Source organism: Gammaproteobacteria bacterium, assembly GCA_041395725.1.
GTDB lineage: Bacteria > Pseudomonadota > Gammaproteobacteria > Pseudomonadales > Pseudohongiellaceae > NORP240.
In genome coordinates, this window is sequence record JAWKZW010000001.1 from 1016885 (window position 1) to 1033545 (window position 16661).

A 16661-nucleotide genomic window follows, 5' to 3' on the forward strand; every position below is an offset into this window, starting at 1 on the left:
CCCCCTGGCTCTGAGCCTTAGAAGGCGAGTTTGCTCTCCATGAACGCCAGGTACTCATTGGCTCGCAGCAGTTCCGGCTGCATACCGATGGCCTCTTCACGGCTCAGCGTCACCGCGTTTGTGCTGTTCCGGTCATTTTCCTGAATCACCACCGTGAAACCACTGAACAGAGAAGTACGAAAAGTTACCGTGAAATTGCCCGCCACCACGGCCTCGGACACGTTGTCCGAAGAGCCCTCCTGGGCCTCGAATACCTCCTGGGTACGGGCCAGCGCCTGCCCGACCAGCACCGCATCCGGGCCCGGCATTCGGACCGCAACCGACACCAGGCCACTGGTCCGGTAAACATTGATATAGGCCGAGTCTTCGTTTTTCATTACCCGGAACTCGGTATTCCCCACCCTCTTCACTTCCCACCTGAACAGGTAATTGTCCAGAGAGAAATCCTGCGCCATGGCCAGCGCCGGCAGAGACAACAGTAGTAGCGAAACAAGGATTCTCATGGGTGACTCCACTAGTGGCCGGGCCTCAGGACGGCAAGTCCGGCGCCAGGTTGCTGTTATTTGATAAACGACGAGGTTGGAAGTTCTGCTTCTTTATACTTGATGATGACGACCCGTAATCAGAGCCACCCCAGGGGCCCTCTGATCAACTACCGCGATGCTCTGCGTGAATTAATCAGAGGGTCCTTAGTAATGAGGAGGCCTGGGTTCGGCCACAGCAGCCGGATTGTCCCGCTCCATAATAATCTGTTCCAGACGATCCTCCAGCACCGCCAGTCTCCGCATCAGCAGATCCAGTTGGCGGGCCTGCCGAATCACAACCTCGTCCAGTTTCTGGATGATATCCTCCTGGAATTGTACCTTGGTTTGCAATTCGACGATGTCTTCAGTTAAATCTACCATGCTTGTATTTTCCCACTGGCCTGCGGCACTTGATCGGCAGTAGTCGGGTCCCGAGGATTCCAGAATGAAAATCCTCCACAATCTCCGGTCCTATGCCCTGCTGGCAGCATCCTACCTCGCTGATACAGCTTGTGCCATCAAATGTGCCGGATTCAGAAACCCTGACGGGACCCGCTGGTTGGTTGAGGCCCGAACGGCCGGTTACTCCTGCTGATTCACCAACAGCTGAGGGAACGCATCACCCTCCGAGTCCGGACTTGCTCACACCAGGCGCCCCTGTAACGAGTCTGTGCACTGCCGAGTCGAAGCCCAGGGGCTCCGGGGAAGATTTCCCGAACAATCAGGCCGCAGGCCGTGAGGGAAAACTTACCCGGAGCCCCGCCAAGCTGCCCGTCCACCACCATCTCCCTCGAAGCAAAAACATACAACCAAAAAAAACCACCGACTCAACAAGCCAGTGGTCTTTTTGTAAAGAACGGAAAAGCCTTAAGCAGCTATTCCTGGGTGGCAACGGTCCCAGTCTCGGACTTGGGCGAACCATCACCATTGAAGCCCATGACTTCGTAGCGGCGCCAGCCGGCCAGGATTCCCATCAAACCGTGGTTGCCCTCGTGGCAGGCGTATTCATAGACCGGATCGGCGGAGCGGCGCAGAGGCAGACGGGCAGACCAGGACTCATCCCAGGTCAGCGGATCCTCCACGGTGAAATCATATTCCAGAGTATTCTCATCTAACCAGTTGAATCGCTCGGTTACCATCGCCTGATCTGACATACCGCGCAGATTGTAATCGTGGTACCAGTTCTGAGTATGGATAACCAACGTGTCACCCTCCCAGCGCGCAATGGAGTCGCCTTCCCATTTCAGCTGCTTGTCGCTGTGCTCATCGGCGTACGGGATAATGCGGGCTGAATGCACCATCTCGTTGAGAATCATGACATGGTCTTTAGTCTGCACCAGCTGCATGTTGTTGTTGTAGGAGCCCGGGATCATCGGAGGACCACCGACAAAACCAGTGATGCAACGGTCCACTGTGGTCCGCCCTTCCGGACCGGCGCTCTCAAACACCATCTGCTGATACTCGGCCTGACGCATGCGGCCCACTTCGTTGGCAGGGGGAATCCGGCCGTTGGGTGGATCGTAGATAAGCGAAGTGCGGCGTGATTCGATAGTTTCGCTACCGCGCTCGTACCAGAATTCATTGTAGGAAATAACGCCCGGGGGGTAACCGGCACCGCCGACCGAGTCGATAATCAGGTCGCGGTTCTGCCGCTGATTCTCGTAAGCCTCCCATTCTTCTGCCTCCTGCGGCGTCAGAACTTCTTTATCAGCCAGCTCTGGCGGGCGATTGAGGGGCGTAATGGTGCGGAAGGTGAACGTACCCTGGAAATCCGGGTGGCCGTATTCAGTGCGGGGGATAGCGGAATCCTGGGCCAGCACAACGGGTGCTGCCAGAAAACCTCCGCAGGTAAGGGTTAAAGCTGCTAGAGCTTGCTTCTTCATGGAATCCTCCATCTTCTAGTTTTGGTAGGCGGATTAACGGTGGGCATCCGGCCAAAGCTACGCCTGTAAAAGCTTTTTTTCAAGTAAATTCAGCGCCTTTTGACAGGCATTCATGGCGCTGGCAGGCGGCGACTCCAGGGTTGCCGGGCCAGTCCTCTGCAGTTCCTACTGAATCGGTATATAAACCTGACTAAGGCGCCACTGGCGCCATCCAGCGCTCCCGCAGCGCCTGTCGATCCACCTCGACACCCCCCTGAAAAAAACGGGAAATGGACCGGGTGTTGCGAATATTTTCAAGCGGGTTAGCGTCCAGCACTAAAAAGTCTGCCCGCTTTCCCGTCGCCAGCGTACCGAGATCCTCCAGGCCCAGCCTCGCCGCCGGTTTGCTGGTGGCCGCCATGATCGCCTGCCCCGGCGTCATTCCCAGCCTGACAAAGATCTCCAGTTCACGGTGCCCGGTATAACCGAAAAAGTGATCCGGTACCGCGCCGGCATCAGTGCCCAGCAGGATATCCACGTCGGCGGCCAGTAGATGCCCCATGGACTCTCTGAGCTCACTCTCCTGATCGGCGCTGACCGCGGAGACGGGGCGCTGGTCAAAGCTCTCACCAAGACGCGCTATCACCTGCGGTGCGGTTGCTTCTGCCAGAAAAGGATCGTCGGCGACCCGCTCCCGCCGCAGCTCGCCCAGCCCGAGATTAGGCACCACAAACGCACCGGCTGCGGCGATCTGTTCCGCCAGCTCCCGGTCCAGCTCAGGACCCAGGCGGCCGTGTAGAAAGCCCGTCACGCCGGCGTCCAGCAGGTCCGGCATGTCGGAGACAAACTGCTGATGGACTAGTACGTCCAGTCCCAGCTGACGCGCCTCAATGAGCAGAGGACGGTAGATCTCCGGTGCCAGCTTATCCTGGCTGCCGCCCCGATCGTCCACCCAGATTTTAATAAAAGACATTCCTTTCCCTGCCACGGCGGCTGCCGCGGTGCGAGCCTGTTCGGCACTGGCCAGCCCGCTCAATACCGTCATGCCGGTGCTTTCCTGAATCGCCAGCGCATGTTCCAGAAAGCGATCATTGGGCCCCTGCCCCGGCGGCCCCATGCCAGCGGCAAACAGAAACCGGGCGCCCCCCAGACTCCCCTGCTGCTGGGCGCGCTGGATCTCCAGGGCCAGCTCATGAGGATCACTGCCGGCAGAAAACACCGCGGCGAAACCGTAGTAGCTGTAGCGGTTCAAGTGATCGATCAGAGTCTCGCGGGAATAATTTTCCGCACCCCAGCTCTGGTAACCCTCGTAACCCAGGTGAGCATGGGCATCGATCATGGCGGGCATGACTGTCTTGCCGGCCAGATTGATACGCGCCACGTTTTCAGGCACCGATACGGCAGTTGCCTCACCCACTGCCGCAATGCGCCCGCCCTCAACCAGCAGGACACCGTTTTCTATCGTGGTCCCGTCACCGATCAGCAGGCGGGCGCCCTGGTACAGAACTGCATCACTGCGGGCCTCCTGAAATGCAGGCGCCTGGGGCTCTGACGGACTGCACGCCATCAGCACGGTCAGGCATAGAGCCAACGGCACTGTTCGTATCGCCCGTATCACAATTTCAATAGTTTCTAATTTCACAACAGGTAGTTTCCCGGCAGCAGTAAGCGTGGTGGCAAGGTGGGTCAGTATAGCCGGGGTGGGGATAAAAAAAAGGCCCCGTGAGGGGCCTTGAAAACAGCTTTAAACAAGGTTCGTTCAATGCTGGAGAGAGAACTGTGCCCGCCTGCAGCAAAGCAGGCTGACTGCTTTGAAAGGCTGGATCCACTTCAGGCGCCGGACGGGATCCATAAATCGAAACTCTTTGATCGATAATGCAGCGGAAATTTAGCGCTACGGTCGATACGTATTAAGGTAACAGCAAAGACCGGGCCAAGTTTATATCTGCCTGTAATATATGGATTTTTTAAAACAATACAGCGGCCTGCTACAACGCACCACGGCAACGACGCCCCATAGTGGTGCGCGTATTTTCCCCTTCGCACCGGCTTGTGCCGGGATACCCGATTGCGATTCCTTGACAACCCCTCGGACCCGGTCCATTTTCCCCAACCCTGAGCCTGTAAGCGTTCGGTCCGGGCAATTGCCGGTTGGCGTGCAGGAGATCCAGTGCCTGACACAATTCCTGAGCAGTCTGCGACATGGCATCGTCGCAGCTATCCATCTATCATCAGCACGCAATTAGCACTACGCTCTTACTGACAGGCAATTACCAGCAAGTAATAACCGGCCACCGCTGACAGGACACAATGCAACCAGGAGAATCAGGCAGTGAGCGATAAACCCTTCGATATAGTTATCTTTGGCGCCACCAGTTTCGTCGGGAAGATCGTCTGTCACTACCTGAACGAGGAGCTGCAGGACAAAACCCTGCACTGGGCCATGGCGGGCCGCTCCAAAGCCAGGCTGAACCAGGTGAAGCTGAGCCTGGGCAAACCCCATCACGCCATAAACTCTATCGTCGCCGATGCCAGCGACGAGGAGGCCTTGCGCAGAATGGTAAGAAAAACCCGCGTGGTGGTCAGTACCGTCGGGCCCTATGCACTTTACGGGGAAACCCTGGTTAAAGTCTGTGCGGAAGAAGGCACCGATTACTGCGACCTGACAGGAGAGCCGCAATGGATACGGCGCATGATAGACAGGTATCAGTCCACCGCACAGGGCTCCGGAGCCCGCATCGTCCACTGTTGCGGGTTTGATTCCATCCCTTCGGATCTGGGTGTCTACTTTCTGCAGCAGGTGGCAAAAAAGCAGTTCGGCAGCCCCTGCCAGCAGGTCAAAATGCGGGTGAAAGGACTCAAGGGCAGTGCCTCCGGCGGCACCATCGCCAGCATGGTGAATCTTTTCAAAGAGGCAAGTGGCGATAAACACCTGCGGGAGGAAATCAAGGACCCCTATTCGCTCTGTCCACCCACACCGGAGGCCAGGCCGACCCAGCACTCCGTCAAGGTAGAATACGATGCCGATTTTGATTCCTGGGCCGCCCCTTTTGTCATGGCGGTTATCAACACCCGGGTGGTGCTGCGCAGCAATGCCCTGCTGAATCCGCCCTACCACAGGCATTTCCTGTATGACGAGGCACTGTTGACCGGCGGAGAGCCCGAGGGTAAAAAACGTGCGCGGAAAACGGCTCTGGGTCTGGCACTGATACCGATTGTCATGACAGTGCCTCCGCTCCGCTGGCTGGCACTGAAATTTCTACCCGAACCGGGGGAAGGTCCTCCTCCCGAGGAGCAGCGCAACGGTTATTTCGACCTGCGCTTTCACGGCACCACCGAACAGGGCCAGAGCCTGCTGGTGAGGGTGACCGGCGATCGGGACCCGGGTTACGGTTCAACGGCCAAAATGCTGGCCCAGGCCGGTATCTGCCTGGCGCTGGATATCCCCAGGGAAAAGCTTCCCGGCGGCTTCTGGACTCCGGCCACGGCGTTGGGCAGAAAACTCATCCGCCGGCTGATCGATCATGCCGGAATGCAGTTTCAGTTGTTGAAAAACGGCAAATCCTAGCGCGGTTCCAGGTCGGCAACCCTCAGCACCTGTAGCAATTCGTCACAGGTTGAAAGACTCTCGAAAATTAGCTGTCATAATGAACAGGTTAGAATGTCTGACTGAGCCCTTCAGCAGAATTCAACTCTCATTGATAACAACGTTGATAACAGCTCTGATAGCAACTTTCGGGCAATTCCTGACACGAGCAAGCCGGTGAAATGACTACAATGCACAACTTACTGACACCCTCAAGCCTTCTGCGGCTGTGCCTGATGGTGCTGGCCTGCCTGGCAGACAGCACGTTCGCCCAGGACCCGGATGCGGTTCTGCAAACCCAGCAGCAATACCAGCAGGACGCTCAGCAGAGCCAGCAGCGTATCGAGTCTCTGGACGATGAGACTATGGACCTGGTTGCCAACTATAACCGCGAGATCGAACGCTATGAGGACCTGCAGACCTACAATGAAAACCTGCGCCAGCTGCTGGCCAGCCAGGAGGCTGAGCGGGTCCGCATGCAGGCCGAGCTGAGCGAGATCGAGGTGGTCCGGCAGGCAATCGTGCCACTGATCGTCGAAATGGTGGAAGTGCTCGAACAGTTTGTTGAGCTTGATCAGCCCATGCTGAGCGAGGAGCGACACGCGCGGGTGGCGGCCTTACGCGCCATTATCACGCGAGCCGATGTGGACATCGCCGAAAAATACCGCCGTGTCATCGAGGCCTACCAGATCGAAGCGGAGTATGGTCAGACCCTGGAAGCCTATGAGGGCCTCACTACCGTTAACGGTCGGGAAATCACCGTCGACTTTCTGCGCGTAGGACGCGTCGGTCTGTTCTTCCTGAGCCTCGATCGGGCGCAGGCCGGCATCTGGAATCAGCAGGCCGGCGACTGGCAGCGGCTGCCGGAAAACTACCTGGATGACATCGAGTTTGCCATCCGGGTCGCCCGTGAGCAGGCACCCCCCAATCTCATCGATCTGCCTTTCTGGACCGGAGGGGAAATCCAATGAGACGGCTTTTCTTACTCCTGATCCTGCTCAGTGGCGCGGCGCTGGCCCAGGAACCCCAGCCGCAACCCGGCGAGCCAGACAGCCCGCCCCGGACCATTCAGCAGCTGATCGACTCGGTCCGGCAGGGCACAGCCCAGCGCCGGGCCGAGCTGCAGGAACGGGAGCAACGCTTTATCGAAGCCAGAGACCAGCAGGCCGTGCTCATGGAAGAAGCCACCGCGCGACGGGAGGCCGCCGAAGCAGAAGCTGATCGGCTGCGTGCTGCCTATGATGAGGGAGAGGATGACCTGGCCGAACTGGAAGACCTTTTGTCGGAACGTTCCGGCGACCTCACGGAGGTCTTTGCCGTTGTCACCCAGGTGGCCGGTGATGCACTGCCCATGGTGCAGAACTCCATGGTGTCATCGCAACTGGATAATCGGCTGCCGCTGCTGGAAAAACTCAACGCCAGTGAGAACATCCCCAGCGCGGAAGAATTACGGGAGCTCTGGCTGCTGCTGCTGGAAGAGATGAATTACAGCGGCCAGGTTGCCCGTTACCAGGCACCGGTCATCACCGCCGGCGGTGAACAGGAAATGCGCGAGGTGACGCGGATTGGGACATTCACCGCTCTGTCCGAAGGCGCCTACCTGCGCTTTCTGCCGGAAAGCGGTCGTTTACTGGCTCTGGCGCGGCAGCCGCTGGGCGTCGACCCGCGAGTCACCCGGGCTTTCGAAAACGCAGAAGAGCAGCTCGCACCGGTCGCTATCGATCCGTCACGGGGTGCCATTCTATCCCTTATTATTCAAACACCTGAGCTGGCCGAACGACTGCAACAGGGTGGCATCATCGGCTACATCATTATTGGCCTGGGCGCCATCGGTCTGCTGCTGGGGCTGGAGCGCCTGATCGTGGTCTCGCTGGCAAGCCAGAAAGCCCGCAAAGCTCTGCATGAGGAGTCCTCCGACAGCAACCATGCCGTTAATGCGCTCCGAAAGATCGCCCGGGACCCAGGTTACCTGGCAGATGCTGAAGCCATGTCAGCCAAGATGGATGAGATAGTTACCACGGCCGCCCAGAAGCTGCGACGTGGCCTGGCAACCCTGTCTATCTTTGCCGCTGTCAGCCCCTTACTGGGGCTACTGGGAACCGTGACCGGCATGATAGAAACATTCCAGGTGATCACCCTGTTCGGTGCCGGTGACCCTCGCCTGATGTCCGGCGGTATCTCCCAGGCTCTTATCACTACCCAGCTGGGGCTTTCTGTAGCCATACCGCTGCTGCTCATTCACAGCTTCGTACAGGGCAGGGCAAACAATCTGATTACTGCCCTCGATGAGACCGCCGCAGACCTTTTCGCCAGAGGCCGGGCCGGGGAGACAGCCCATGCTGGTTGAGTTGTTTTATGACAGTGAACTGGTTGCCGGTGGCTGGATCATGCTGGCCATTCTCGGTCTTTCAACGATCATGTGGATTCTGATTCTGGACCGCTATGTATTTCTTTGGCGACAGGAAAAAATTCTGGTCCGCGACACTGTCGCCGAATGGCATGCCCGACGCAGTCACAGCCAGCTGGTCAATCACCGCCTGCGGGAAGGCCTCACCGCTGGATTTCACAACAGGCTGTCGAACTGGATCGGCACTATTCAGGTTATCACCGCGATCCTGCCCTTACTGGGGCTGCTGGGAACGGTGTCCGGAATGATTAAAACTTTTGAAGTCATGACAGTATTCGGCACCGGTAATGTCCGAGGCATGGCCGAAGGCATTTCCCAGGCTCTGGTAACCACCATGGCGGGCCTCCTGACGGCACTGACCGGCATGTACTTCGCCAATGATCTGAAAGAGAGGTTCCAGCGCGAGACCGAACACCTGGCCGAGAACCTGGACGGGATGCACGAACATGCGGAGGCAACCCGATGATCAAACTGCACACCCAGGAAGAGAGCGGCAGCGCTGCCATCAACCTCACACCGCTCATCGATATGGTGTTTATTCTGCTGATCTTCTTTGCGGTCAATTCCACTTTCGTCAAATTTCCCGGTGTGGAAGTGGACCAGCCCGTGGCCCGCTCCGCCGTGGTCCGGCAATCGGCGACCATACTGATTGCAGTGACAGAAAACGGGGAAGTCTGGATTGACCGTAACCAGGTCGATATCCGACGTTTGCGTGGCGCGATCGAGCGCATGTTTGTCGAGACACCTGACGCTTCTGTCGTGGTCCTGTCTGATCAGAATTCCCGCAGCGGTGTAGTCGTAGAGGTCATCGACCAGGCCCGGCTGGCCGGCGCCGATAACGTGGCGCTTGCAGCCGCCGCGCCCGGCCAGGATTTTACCCGGTGAAACTGGTTCTGGTGACAATTACTGCGATCTTAATAAACCTCGGACTGTTCCTGCTCATGGATAACATGATTTCCCGGGAGTCCACACGGGTCGTTAACTTTATCAACACCCAACCCATCGAGTTCGTGCGCACCTCCATGGACGAAGAAACCCGCTCCCGTGACCGGCGCACACCACCGCCACCCAAACCCCAGGAAATTCAGCGTCCGCGAGCCGAGGTGCAGAGCATCGCCAACCGCGTGTCATCCCTGCCTACCGATGTAGCTTCCTACGAAGTGACCAGTCTGCTTGGAGAAGGCGGTGGAATTGCCCTGGGCCAGACCCTGATCGAAGGCAGTGTGGCAGACATGGACATCATGATGGCGGAAGACCTGATTCCCCTCACCATGCTGCCACCCCAGTATCCTCCTTCCGCCAGGATGCGCCGGATTGAAGGCTGGGTGGACGTGCTGTTTACGGTGAATGCCGATGGCTCGGTCAGCGACCCCGTCGTCATCGATTCCGAACCACCTAACGTGTTTGATCGTGCCGCAACCGACGCGGCGCTGCGCTGGCGCTTCCGGCCCGTCACCCAGGGTGGCGAGGCGATTGCCACCCTGGCCCAGATTCACATCAACTTCAGCCTGGAGACAGGCCGGTGATCCGCCTGCTGCTGGCCCTTGTCCTGTGTGCAAGCCTGCCCCTGGCGGATGCCGCCGAGCGGCTTTCTCCGCGACTCTCACAGCGCTTGTTCGTCATCATGGAGCGCGCCGTGGAGGATCCCCAGACCGCCCTGGGTGACCTGCGGGAACTGCTGGAAAGCCGCAGCATGAGCCCCACCGAGAAAGGCTTTATCGCCTATGAGATAGCGGGCCTGCTGATACAGCTGGATCAGGTCGACACCGCCGTGGGAGAACTGCAGGATATCCTGGACGCAGGAGTCATTACCTTTATTCCCAGGCTCAGGCGGCTGTTCGCCCAACTGTTGCTGATGGATAACCGCCCCGAGCTGGCCCTCGAACAGATGGAAATATGGGCCGGAGAGGTAGAGGACCCGATGCCCACCGAACTTATTCTGATGGGCTACACATACCTGCAACTGGAGCGTTTCGCGGACGCCACTGTGTATCTGGAACGATCGATAGCCGAATCGGAAGCACCCCCGCCACAATGGACTGAGCTGCTCGCTTATGCCTACACCAGGACTGGTCGTACCGGCGAGGCGGTCAGTCTGCTTGAATCCCTGATCGCAACACAACCGGATCAGACCCGCTGGTGGCGACAATTGGCCAGTCTCTACCTGCTGATCGAAGACATCCCGAAAGGAACCGCCGGGCTGGTGGTGGCTGCACAGATCGAGGAGCTGACTTTTCAGGACAGCAGAAGACTGGCAGGCCTGTTTACCACCCTGGGCATGCCGGCAGATGCCGCCACCCTTTTTTCGGCGGCAATCGATGTGCAACGGGCGCGCGATCCGCAAGCCATCGGGTTCGAGGATCATATGCTACTGGGGGAAATGTGGATGCTGGCCAGGGAACTGGAACTGGCGGTACAGTCTTTCGCAACTGCCGCGAACCTGAAGCCTGACAGTGAGCCCTATCTCAAGACAGCGCAGCTCTACCTGCAATGGGAACGCTACACGGAGGCCCGGGCGGCACTGCAGGAGGCTGTCAGAATTGCCGGCGAGTCCACCCCGGCACAGGTCCTCTACCTGCTGGCGATCACCGAAATCAACCTTGGCAACCTGGAGTCGGCCAGCCAGGCTATAGCGCGCCTGCAGAACGACCCGGAATACGCAGAGCGCGCCGAGCGCCTGGACCGGTTCGTCATAAACTCTCTCAACAATCGATAAGTGCGGCTCTCGGATTATCCTTGAGCCCAATCTGTCTCGCCAGGGAAACACTGATTAGCGAAACCTTATTCCCCAGCGGCAGCATCATCCGGCCAGCACGAGGCCGACTGTGTGGCTTTCCCCTCAGCTCCCTGTGACTTCGACTATCTGCCTGCTGTTGTCGGCTGTTGCCTTGCATGGCTTGCCAGTAAACGCGATCCAACAGCCCGCTAAAGGTTGATTTTTCAGTCGCTACAAGGCAAGTTGCGACTGACTTACTCACCCACAAGAAAGGACCCCGTTATGCCCAAAGCCATCGTAGTCGAAAAAACCGGCGCACCCTCGGTAATGAAGTTCCAGGAGATCAGTCTTGGTAAACCTCGTAAAGGCGAGGTTACCGTGCAGGCCAAGGCCATTGGCGTTAATTTTATCGACATTTACCAGCGCACCGGCCTCTATCCGGCAACGCTGCCTTTTACTCCCGGCGGAGAAATGTGTGGGGAAGTCACCGCACTGGGCCCTGGCGTCAAAGGGCTGAAAGTAGGCGACCGGGTCGCAACAGGCACTGCCGGAATCGGCTGCTATGCGGAAGCAGCCAATATTGATGCGGGGAAGCTGATAAAGGTTCCAGCGGAAATTTCTGATGATGAGGCAGCGGCAATGATGCTGAAAGGTCTGACCGCACAGTATCTGATTCGCCAGACCTACCGGGTCAAGAAAGGTGACACCATTCTCGTCCACGCCGCCGCCGGCGGGGTGGGCCTTATCCTGTGTCAATGGGCAAAATCCCTGGGGGCCACAGTCATCGGCACGGTGGGCTCAGCGGCCAAAGCCAGGCTGGCGAAGGCCCACGGTTGTGACTTCCCGATCAATTACAATCAGCAGGATTTTGTCAAACGGGTAAAAACCATCACCAAGGGCAAGGGTGTCCCCGTCGTGTATGACTCAATCGGTGCAGCCACTTTCCCGGCGTCCCTCGACTGTCTGCAGAAGTGCGGCCTGTTCGTTACCTACGGCAATGCCAGTGGCCCGGTTCCGGCCTTCCCTCCGGCCCTGCTGGCCCAGAAAGGCTCACTGTTCATGACCAGGCCCACGCTGTTCAATTACGCCAGCACCCCGGAGGAGTTACGCAAGATGGCCAACGACCTGATTCGCGTCGTCAAATCCGGTGCCGTGAAGATCGAGGTGAATCATCGCTATGCGTTAAAGGATGCCGCCAAGGCCCACCGGGATCTGGCCGCACGCAACACTACCGGCTCGATCGTACTGGTGCCTTAGACCATGACTGCCGCCACGATCTTCTCACTCTGCAATCTCGCGGTACTGCCCGGCTGGGCATTGCTGATTTTCCTGCCACGCTGGAAATGGACCCTGGGATTGATAAGTGCCGGCCTCATCCCTTTTCTCCTCGGGCTGGTCTACGCCGGTATTATCGCCACCCAGGGCTTCGGGGGAGAAGAAGGAGGCGGTTTTGGTTCACTCGAGGCAGTCACCCTATTATTCAGTAATCCTTATGCCCTGACGGCCGGCTGGATTCATTACCTGGCTTTCGACCTGTTTGTCGGCAGCTGGGAAGTCCATGACTCCCGGCAGCAGGGCATTCCCCATTGGATGGTCGTCCCCTGCCTGTTGCTGACCTTCATGCTCGGGCCAGCCGGACTGGCGTTGTACCTGGCGATTCGCACCGTCAGACTGCGTGAACCGGTCTATCGCTGAAAATCGCGGGGCTGTCGCAGGGGGCCTGTTATTACCAAAGGCCCTCTGATTACCCGGCTCTCAGTTGTTCAGTTCTATTCTTTTGGACTTCGAGACGGGAATTGCAGCCTCAGCTTCTGGAGGTGCCGTGAGTTCGCTGACGGCACCAATCTCGGCAGTAGCGGCACGGTCCAGGGGGCTTTTCTTTGCGGCGGCGAGATCCTGTTGCGTGTACTGGCAAACCGATGGCCCATCTTTGGGGTTCTGGACCAGTCCGTCTTCATCTTCGTCGTTCATGATTTCGTAGAAGCTGCATTTACGCAAGGGCTCGGCATTGCTGGCCGTAAAGCCGACCGTACTCAGAATGCCTGCCATGCAGAGCAAAAGAAATTTATTCACATCGATTCTCCAGTAAAAATTCCATTGCTTGAATCCTAGCACTGGGGTTGTCTGCGTTGTTGAATCACGTCTCAATCTGGGCATTTCGCCCTGCGGGCGTGATTAGTAGATTAGTGGTGCCTTTGGAACGGGTACAGATTGAGGGAGCGACGCAGAGTGGCTTCGAGCGGCGTGGTCGGCAGGGAGTTCTGTGTGCTGCGGACCGCGCCCGTCCCGGGTCCCTTCACTCTGAAAAATGCCCTGAAGGGCGGTCATTTTTCGCCGTTCAGCGCTGGTCCTTGATTGCAGCACACAGAACTCCCTGCCGACCACGCCTTGACATTAAGTGGCACTCATTATTCAGCGACCTCGACGAAGACCTAACTGATTGGAAATAGCAAAATACACAACCGCATTAGCAGAGTTAAGAGAGAGCTGTTGCACCCTTTCATTGATATACCGAGGTTGAAATCTCGCACTGAGCACCAGCCCGGGGTGGTGCGGCATCAAAAAAGAACCTCAACAAAGACTATTACAAACCCCAGATTACCCCATGTGCAATCAGCCAGGCTTTTGGGCATAATCCGATTCAATCAACAACCTGAAAAAGGGTTTGTCCATGTCGGGTTCTACTTTCAACTCAAGGCGCAAGTTCCTCAAAACTGCTGCTGTCGCCGGCGGTGCCGCAGGCCTGGGAGCCTGTACCGGCTCACCCTCATCGGGCGTCGCCAGTTATGGAGCCGCCACGAGCTTCTATCCCCGACACAACGAACGCACCAAAGGCTGGATGCGCTTCATGTGGCAGAAAGCGACGACACCAGACGACTGGGCTTACAGCGAAGACATTGAACGCCCCTGGGGCATCAATTTACCCCGCGGTGACATTGACTGGAGCGATGATGGCAAGGGACCCCATCCCTGGTGGGACCAGTACTCCGGCGCACCGATGCTGAGCTATCCCCGCTTTGACCTGACGGATTCCAGTTACGTGGTCATGATGATGGCCGACCAGACTCCGGCCTGGCGCGAAGCCTATACCCGCATCCTGGATGAGCTGGCGACCCGGCACACCGCTTATTGGGCAGCAATAGACTGGAACACCTTTATCGGACCCAGCCCGGACCGGCAGATCTATGGCCCGGCCAACGCCACGGGTTACCCGTTGTGGCCGGAGCGCGTGCGAGGAAACTACGACGCACCCGGCTGGACTGCCAATGGTGTTGAGCCCTGGGGGTTGCAACCGGACCCAATCGGTGCGGACGGCAACCTCTTCTTTCGCGGCTGGCTGAATCTGCTGCTGACCACCTACAAGTACGTGTCCGGGGATGACAAATGGGAGCGACCCTGGCAGATAGCCGGTTACGAGAACGAACATTTTGAATGGACCCAGCCGCGGATCGTTGAACATCTTCGCAATCAGTACCTGGCACACCCGGAAGGTCCACACTGTGAGAACACCAAGATATGGCCTTTCTGTAATTCCGCTGCCGGACTGGGCATTTATCTCTCGGACCAGCTGGGAGTGACAAACGCCCACGGCGTTTTTGAAAACTGGATTGAGTTCATGAAGGACAATTACATGAGCATCAACGATCAGAATCAGATCGAATGGATGACCATGTATTACGATCCTCTGGCGGAATTCAAAGTGAATCTGCCGGGCACAGCTGCAGCGGGAATTGGCACGGCTTTTTACCTGATGCCGCAATCACCCGAAATAGCGACTCGGATTTATGAAGCCACAGCCATAGCCAGCGGCTGGCATGATCCCGCCCGTGAAATTCGCCCCAACCCACGCGGCCAGACCCTGGCCAGGGCCCTGGGCGATCACACCGCCGCCGAGCGTCTTCAGGCAGCCGCCGAACGCTATGCAGAGCCCAGGTTTTTTGGCCAGAACAACAGCAGTTTCGGCTGGTGGTTCAATAACGGCGAGCCGTGGCCTCGTGGCCAGGGCAGCGCCCAGCAGATGATGAATGAAGTGGCCGAAGGCAACTGGATCGATGCATTTAAAATGAAGCACCCGGACCGGTTTGTCGCCCCTACCCTGGAAGGCGTCGACTATCCCGGCCTCGGTGCCGACACCGCATGGAACGACAAGGAGAACGGCGTACTGCATATCGGTACCTATGCGGCGGATCGCAGCCGTAACGGCCAGGCGACCGAGTGGCGTGTCACCAACCTGCCCAATGCCGGCGAGGCAGTAGTCATCCGCGACGGGACAACCATGAGCAACGTCCAGGTCATCGATCAGAATACCCTTCTCGTGCCCACCGTTATCGGGGACCATCGGTACGAGATTTTTACTGGCTACTACGGCCAGGAAGTGGTCGCTGCCAGACCTGATCCTGCAGCTGTCGCCGGCGCCTCCACCATGACAGCTACCCGACGCAGCGCTGAACAGAATTTCAAGGCAGCCGAGTCAGTCATGGCCAGTGGCGCTGCAGGCTGCCCCTGTTGCGCGGGGATTGTCTGAGTCTGAGCCCCCACTAAAAGACTATTGATAAGCGTTAGAAGCACAGCCAAGGTGAGGTATCACTGCTGGGAAAGCAGAGTTTCTCACGCCTGAATGCGCATGTTGAGCCTGCTTGCAACTCAGTATTAGTAATTGCAATATATTTGGAACAGCCTGCCTGGTGCAATATACAACCTGGCATTCCAGTAATACTTAGAAAATCAAACAGCTCAAAAACTACAGAACCAAAGGCAAAGCCATGATCAGAAAAATAGTAGAAACAGCGTTACTATCGCTCCTGCTCCTGTTCCCCGGGTTTATCCACGCTGATTCCCCCAGGGCACTGAAGGCAGATGAAAGTCTTGTCGTGCTGGATGTGGAAAATATGACCTGAGCAGGCTGTCTTGTTGCCGTGCGCAACTCACTGAGAGCTCTGGAAGGTATCCGACAGGTCGAAGTGGACCTGGACGAGAAGCAGGCAGCCGTTATTTATGAAACCGCCAAGGTTAAAACTTCATCAATGATCGAAGCAACAACAAATATCGGCTTTCCGTCATCCATCAATTCCCCTGATCAGTAGCGGTCCGAGAGGGTCGTCAGGGTCTTAGAAGCAGGTTGCAACGTGTCCGATTTTTCCCCAGCGCATGACATCACAGTCCGTACTTACCGGTACTCCGCTGCAGGCGTATTGGCCTCTCTTTCAGCGAGCCTCTGCTGTCTCGGCCCTTTCGCACTGATGGCGACCGGCATCAGTGGCGCCTGGATGAGTCATTTGATGAAAGTGGAACGTTACCAGCCGCTACTCATACTGCTAAGCGTGTCTTTTTTTGCCCTGGCTGGCTGGCAACTGTTCGGCCCGTCCCGGGGGAATCGCCCGGTAGCGAGTTGTCCGGTCTCGAGCAGGAAGCACCACCAACGTCTTATTTTCGGCTTATCCGGGTGCCTGGCGCTTGTCTTACTGACCAGTGAATTCTGGATTGTGCGGCTGGCCGGATAAACTGTCGCAGGAAGACCACCCACTGACCGTCACTCAATTACTCATGCTCGTCTAACCGGAAGCCG

Annotated in this window: 17 protein-coding genes and 1 pseudogene; 13 read left to right on the forward strand and 5 right to left on the reverse strand. The window is 57.6% G+C overall.

The window, feature by feature from the left end; translation table 11 throughout:
* Window positions 1-17: 17 nt before the first annotated feature.
* From R3F50_04440 to R3F50_04455, 4 genes are all read right to left on the reverse strand, one after another.
* A complete protein-coding gene (locus tag R3F50_04440) occupies window positions 18-503 on the reverse strand; it encodes a hypothetical protein (protein MEZ5489554.1) in 486 nt (161 codons plus the stop codon).
* 186 nt (window positions 504-689) lie between these two features.
* Complete coding sequence (locus R3F50_04445) at window positions 690-905, reverse strand: SlyX family protein (protein ID MEZ5489555.1); 216 nt, start codon at window positions 903-905, stop codon at window positions 690-692.
* A 494-nt stretch (window positions 906-1399) separates the two neighbouring features.
* Entirely contained in the window at window positions 1400-2407 is a 1008-nt protein-coding gene (locus R3F50_04450; GenBank protein MEZ5489556.1) for a hypothetical protein, read from the reverse strand.
* A gap of 190 nt (window positions 2408-2597) precedes the next feature.
* On the reverse strand, window positions 2598-4028 hold the full coding sequence (locus R3F50_04455; protein ID MEZ5489557.1) for an amidohydrolase family protein: 1431 nt from the start codon (window positions 4026-4028) through the stop codon (window positions 2598-2600).
* Between the two features lie 690 nt (window positions 4029-4718).
* Between R3F50_04455 and R3F50_04460 the strand changes: the two genes are divergently transcribed.
* The 9 genes from R3F50_04460 (at window position 4719) to R3F50_04500 (ending at window position 12790) form a co-directional block, all read left to right on the forward strand.
* A complete protein-coding gene (locus R3F50_04460) occupies window positions 4719-5954 on the forward strand; it encodes a saccharopine dehydrogenase NADP-binding domain-containing protein (GenBank protein ID MEZ5489558.1) in 1236 nt (411 codons plus the stop codon).
* Between the two features lie 209 nt (window positions 5955-6163).
* A complete protein-coding gene (locus tag R3F50_04465; protein ID MEZ5489559.1) occupies window positions 6164-6943 on the forward strand; it encodes a DUF3450 domain-containing protein in 780 nt (259 codons plus the stop codon).
* Entirely contained in the window at window positions 6940-8319 is a 1380-nt protein-coding gene (locus tag R3F50_04470) for a MotA/TolQ/ExbB proton channel family protein (GenBank protein ID MEZ5489560.1), read from the forward strand. Before R3F50_04465 ends, R3F50_04470 begins: the two co-directional genes overlap by 4 nt.
* Window positions 8309-8845, forward strand: coding sequence for a MotA/TolQ/ExbB proton channel family protein (locus R3F50_04475; GenBank protein MEZ5489561.1), 537 nt, complete (start codon window positions 8309-8311; stop codon window positions 8843-8845). Before R3F50_04470 ends, R3F50_04475 begins: the two co-directional genes overlap by 11 nt.
* A complete protein-coding gene (locus R3F50_04480; protein MEZ5489562.1) occupies window positions 8842-9264 on the forward strand; it encodes a biopolymer transporter ExbD in 423 nt (140 codons plus the stop codon). Before R3F50_04475 ends, R3F50_04480 begins: the two co-directional genes overlap by 4 nt.
* Entirely contained in the window at window positions 9261-9905 is a 645-nt protein-coding gene (locus R3F50_04485; GenBank protein MEZ5489563.1) for an energy transducer TonB, read from the forward strand. The genes R3F50_04480 and R3F50_04485 overlap by 4 nt, the downstream gene beginning before the upstream one ends.
* Window positions 9902-11095, forward strand: coding sequence for a tetratricopeptide repeat protein (locus tag R3F50_04490; protein MEZ5489564.1), 1194 nt, complete (start codon window positions 9902-9904; stop codon window positions 11093-11095). The genes R3F50_04485 and R3F50_04490 overlap by 4 nt, the downstream gene beginning before the upstream one ends.
* Before the next feature lie 282 nt (window positions 11096-11377).
* Complete coding sequence (locus R3F50_04495) at window positions 11378-12352, forward strand: quinone oxidoreductase (GenBank protein MEZ5489565.1); 975 nt, start codon at window positions 11378-11380, stop codon at window positions 12350-12352.
* Window positions 12353-12355: 3 nt separating this feature from the next.
* Window positions 12356-12790 (forward strand): ABA4-like family protein, encoded by a 435-nt coding sequence (locus tag R3F50_04500; protein MEZ5489566.1) that lies wholly within the window; start codon window positions 12356-12358, stop codon window positions 12788-12790.
* Between the two features lie 60 nt (window positions 12791-12850).
* On the opposite strand, the gene R3F50_04505 is transcribed toward R3F50_04500, so the two are convergent.
* Window positions 12851-13168 carry a hypothetical protein gene (locus R3F50_04505; protein ID MEZ5489567.1) on the reverse strand — a complete coding sequence of 106 codons (318 nt, stop codon included), beginning with the start codon at window positions 13166-13168 and terminating at the stop codon, window positions 12851-12853.
* A 598-nt stretch (window positions 13169-13766) separates the two neighbouring features.
* Here R3F50_04505 and R3F50_04510 point away from each other — a divergent pair.
* From R3F50_04510 to R3F50_04525, 4 genes and pseudogenes are all read left to right on the forward strand, one after another.
* On the forward strand, window positions 13767-15620 hold the full coding sequence (locus R3F50_04510; protein ID MEZ5489568.1) for a twin-arginine translocation signal domain-containing protein: 1854 nt from the start codon (window positions 13767-13769) through the stop codon (window positions 15618-15620).
* Between the two features lie 238 nt (window positions 15621-15858).
* On the forward strand, window positions 15859-15993 hold the full coding sequence (locus R3F50_04515) for a hypothetical protein (GenBank protein MEZ5489569.1): 135 nt from the start codon (window positions 15859-15861) through the stop codon (window positions 15991-15993).
* Between the two features lie 15 nt (window positions 15994-16008).
* Window positions 16009-16179, forward strand: a pseudogene (locus R3F50_04520) (heavy metal-associated domain-containing protein).
* A 42-nt stretch (window positions 16180-16221) separates the two neighbouring features.
* The gene (locus R3F50_04525) at window positions 16222-16596 is read left to right on the forward strand and encodes a mercuric transporter MerT family protein (protein MEZ5489570.1); all 375 of its coding nucleotides are present in this window, start codon (window positions 16222-16224) and stop codon (window positions 16594-16596) included.
* Window positions 16597-16661 lie beyond the last annotated feature (65 nt).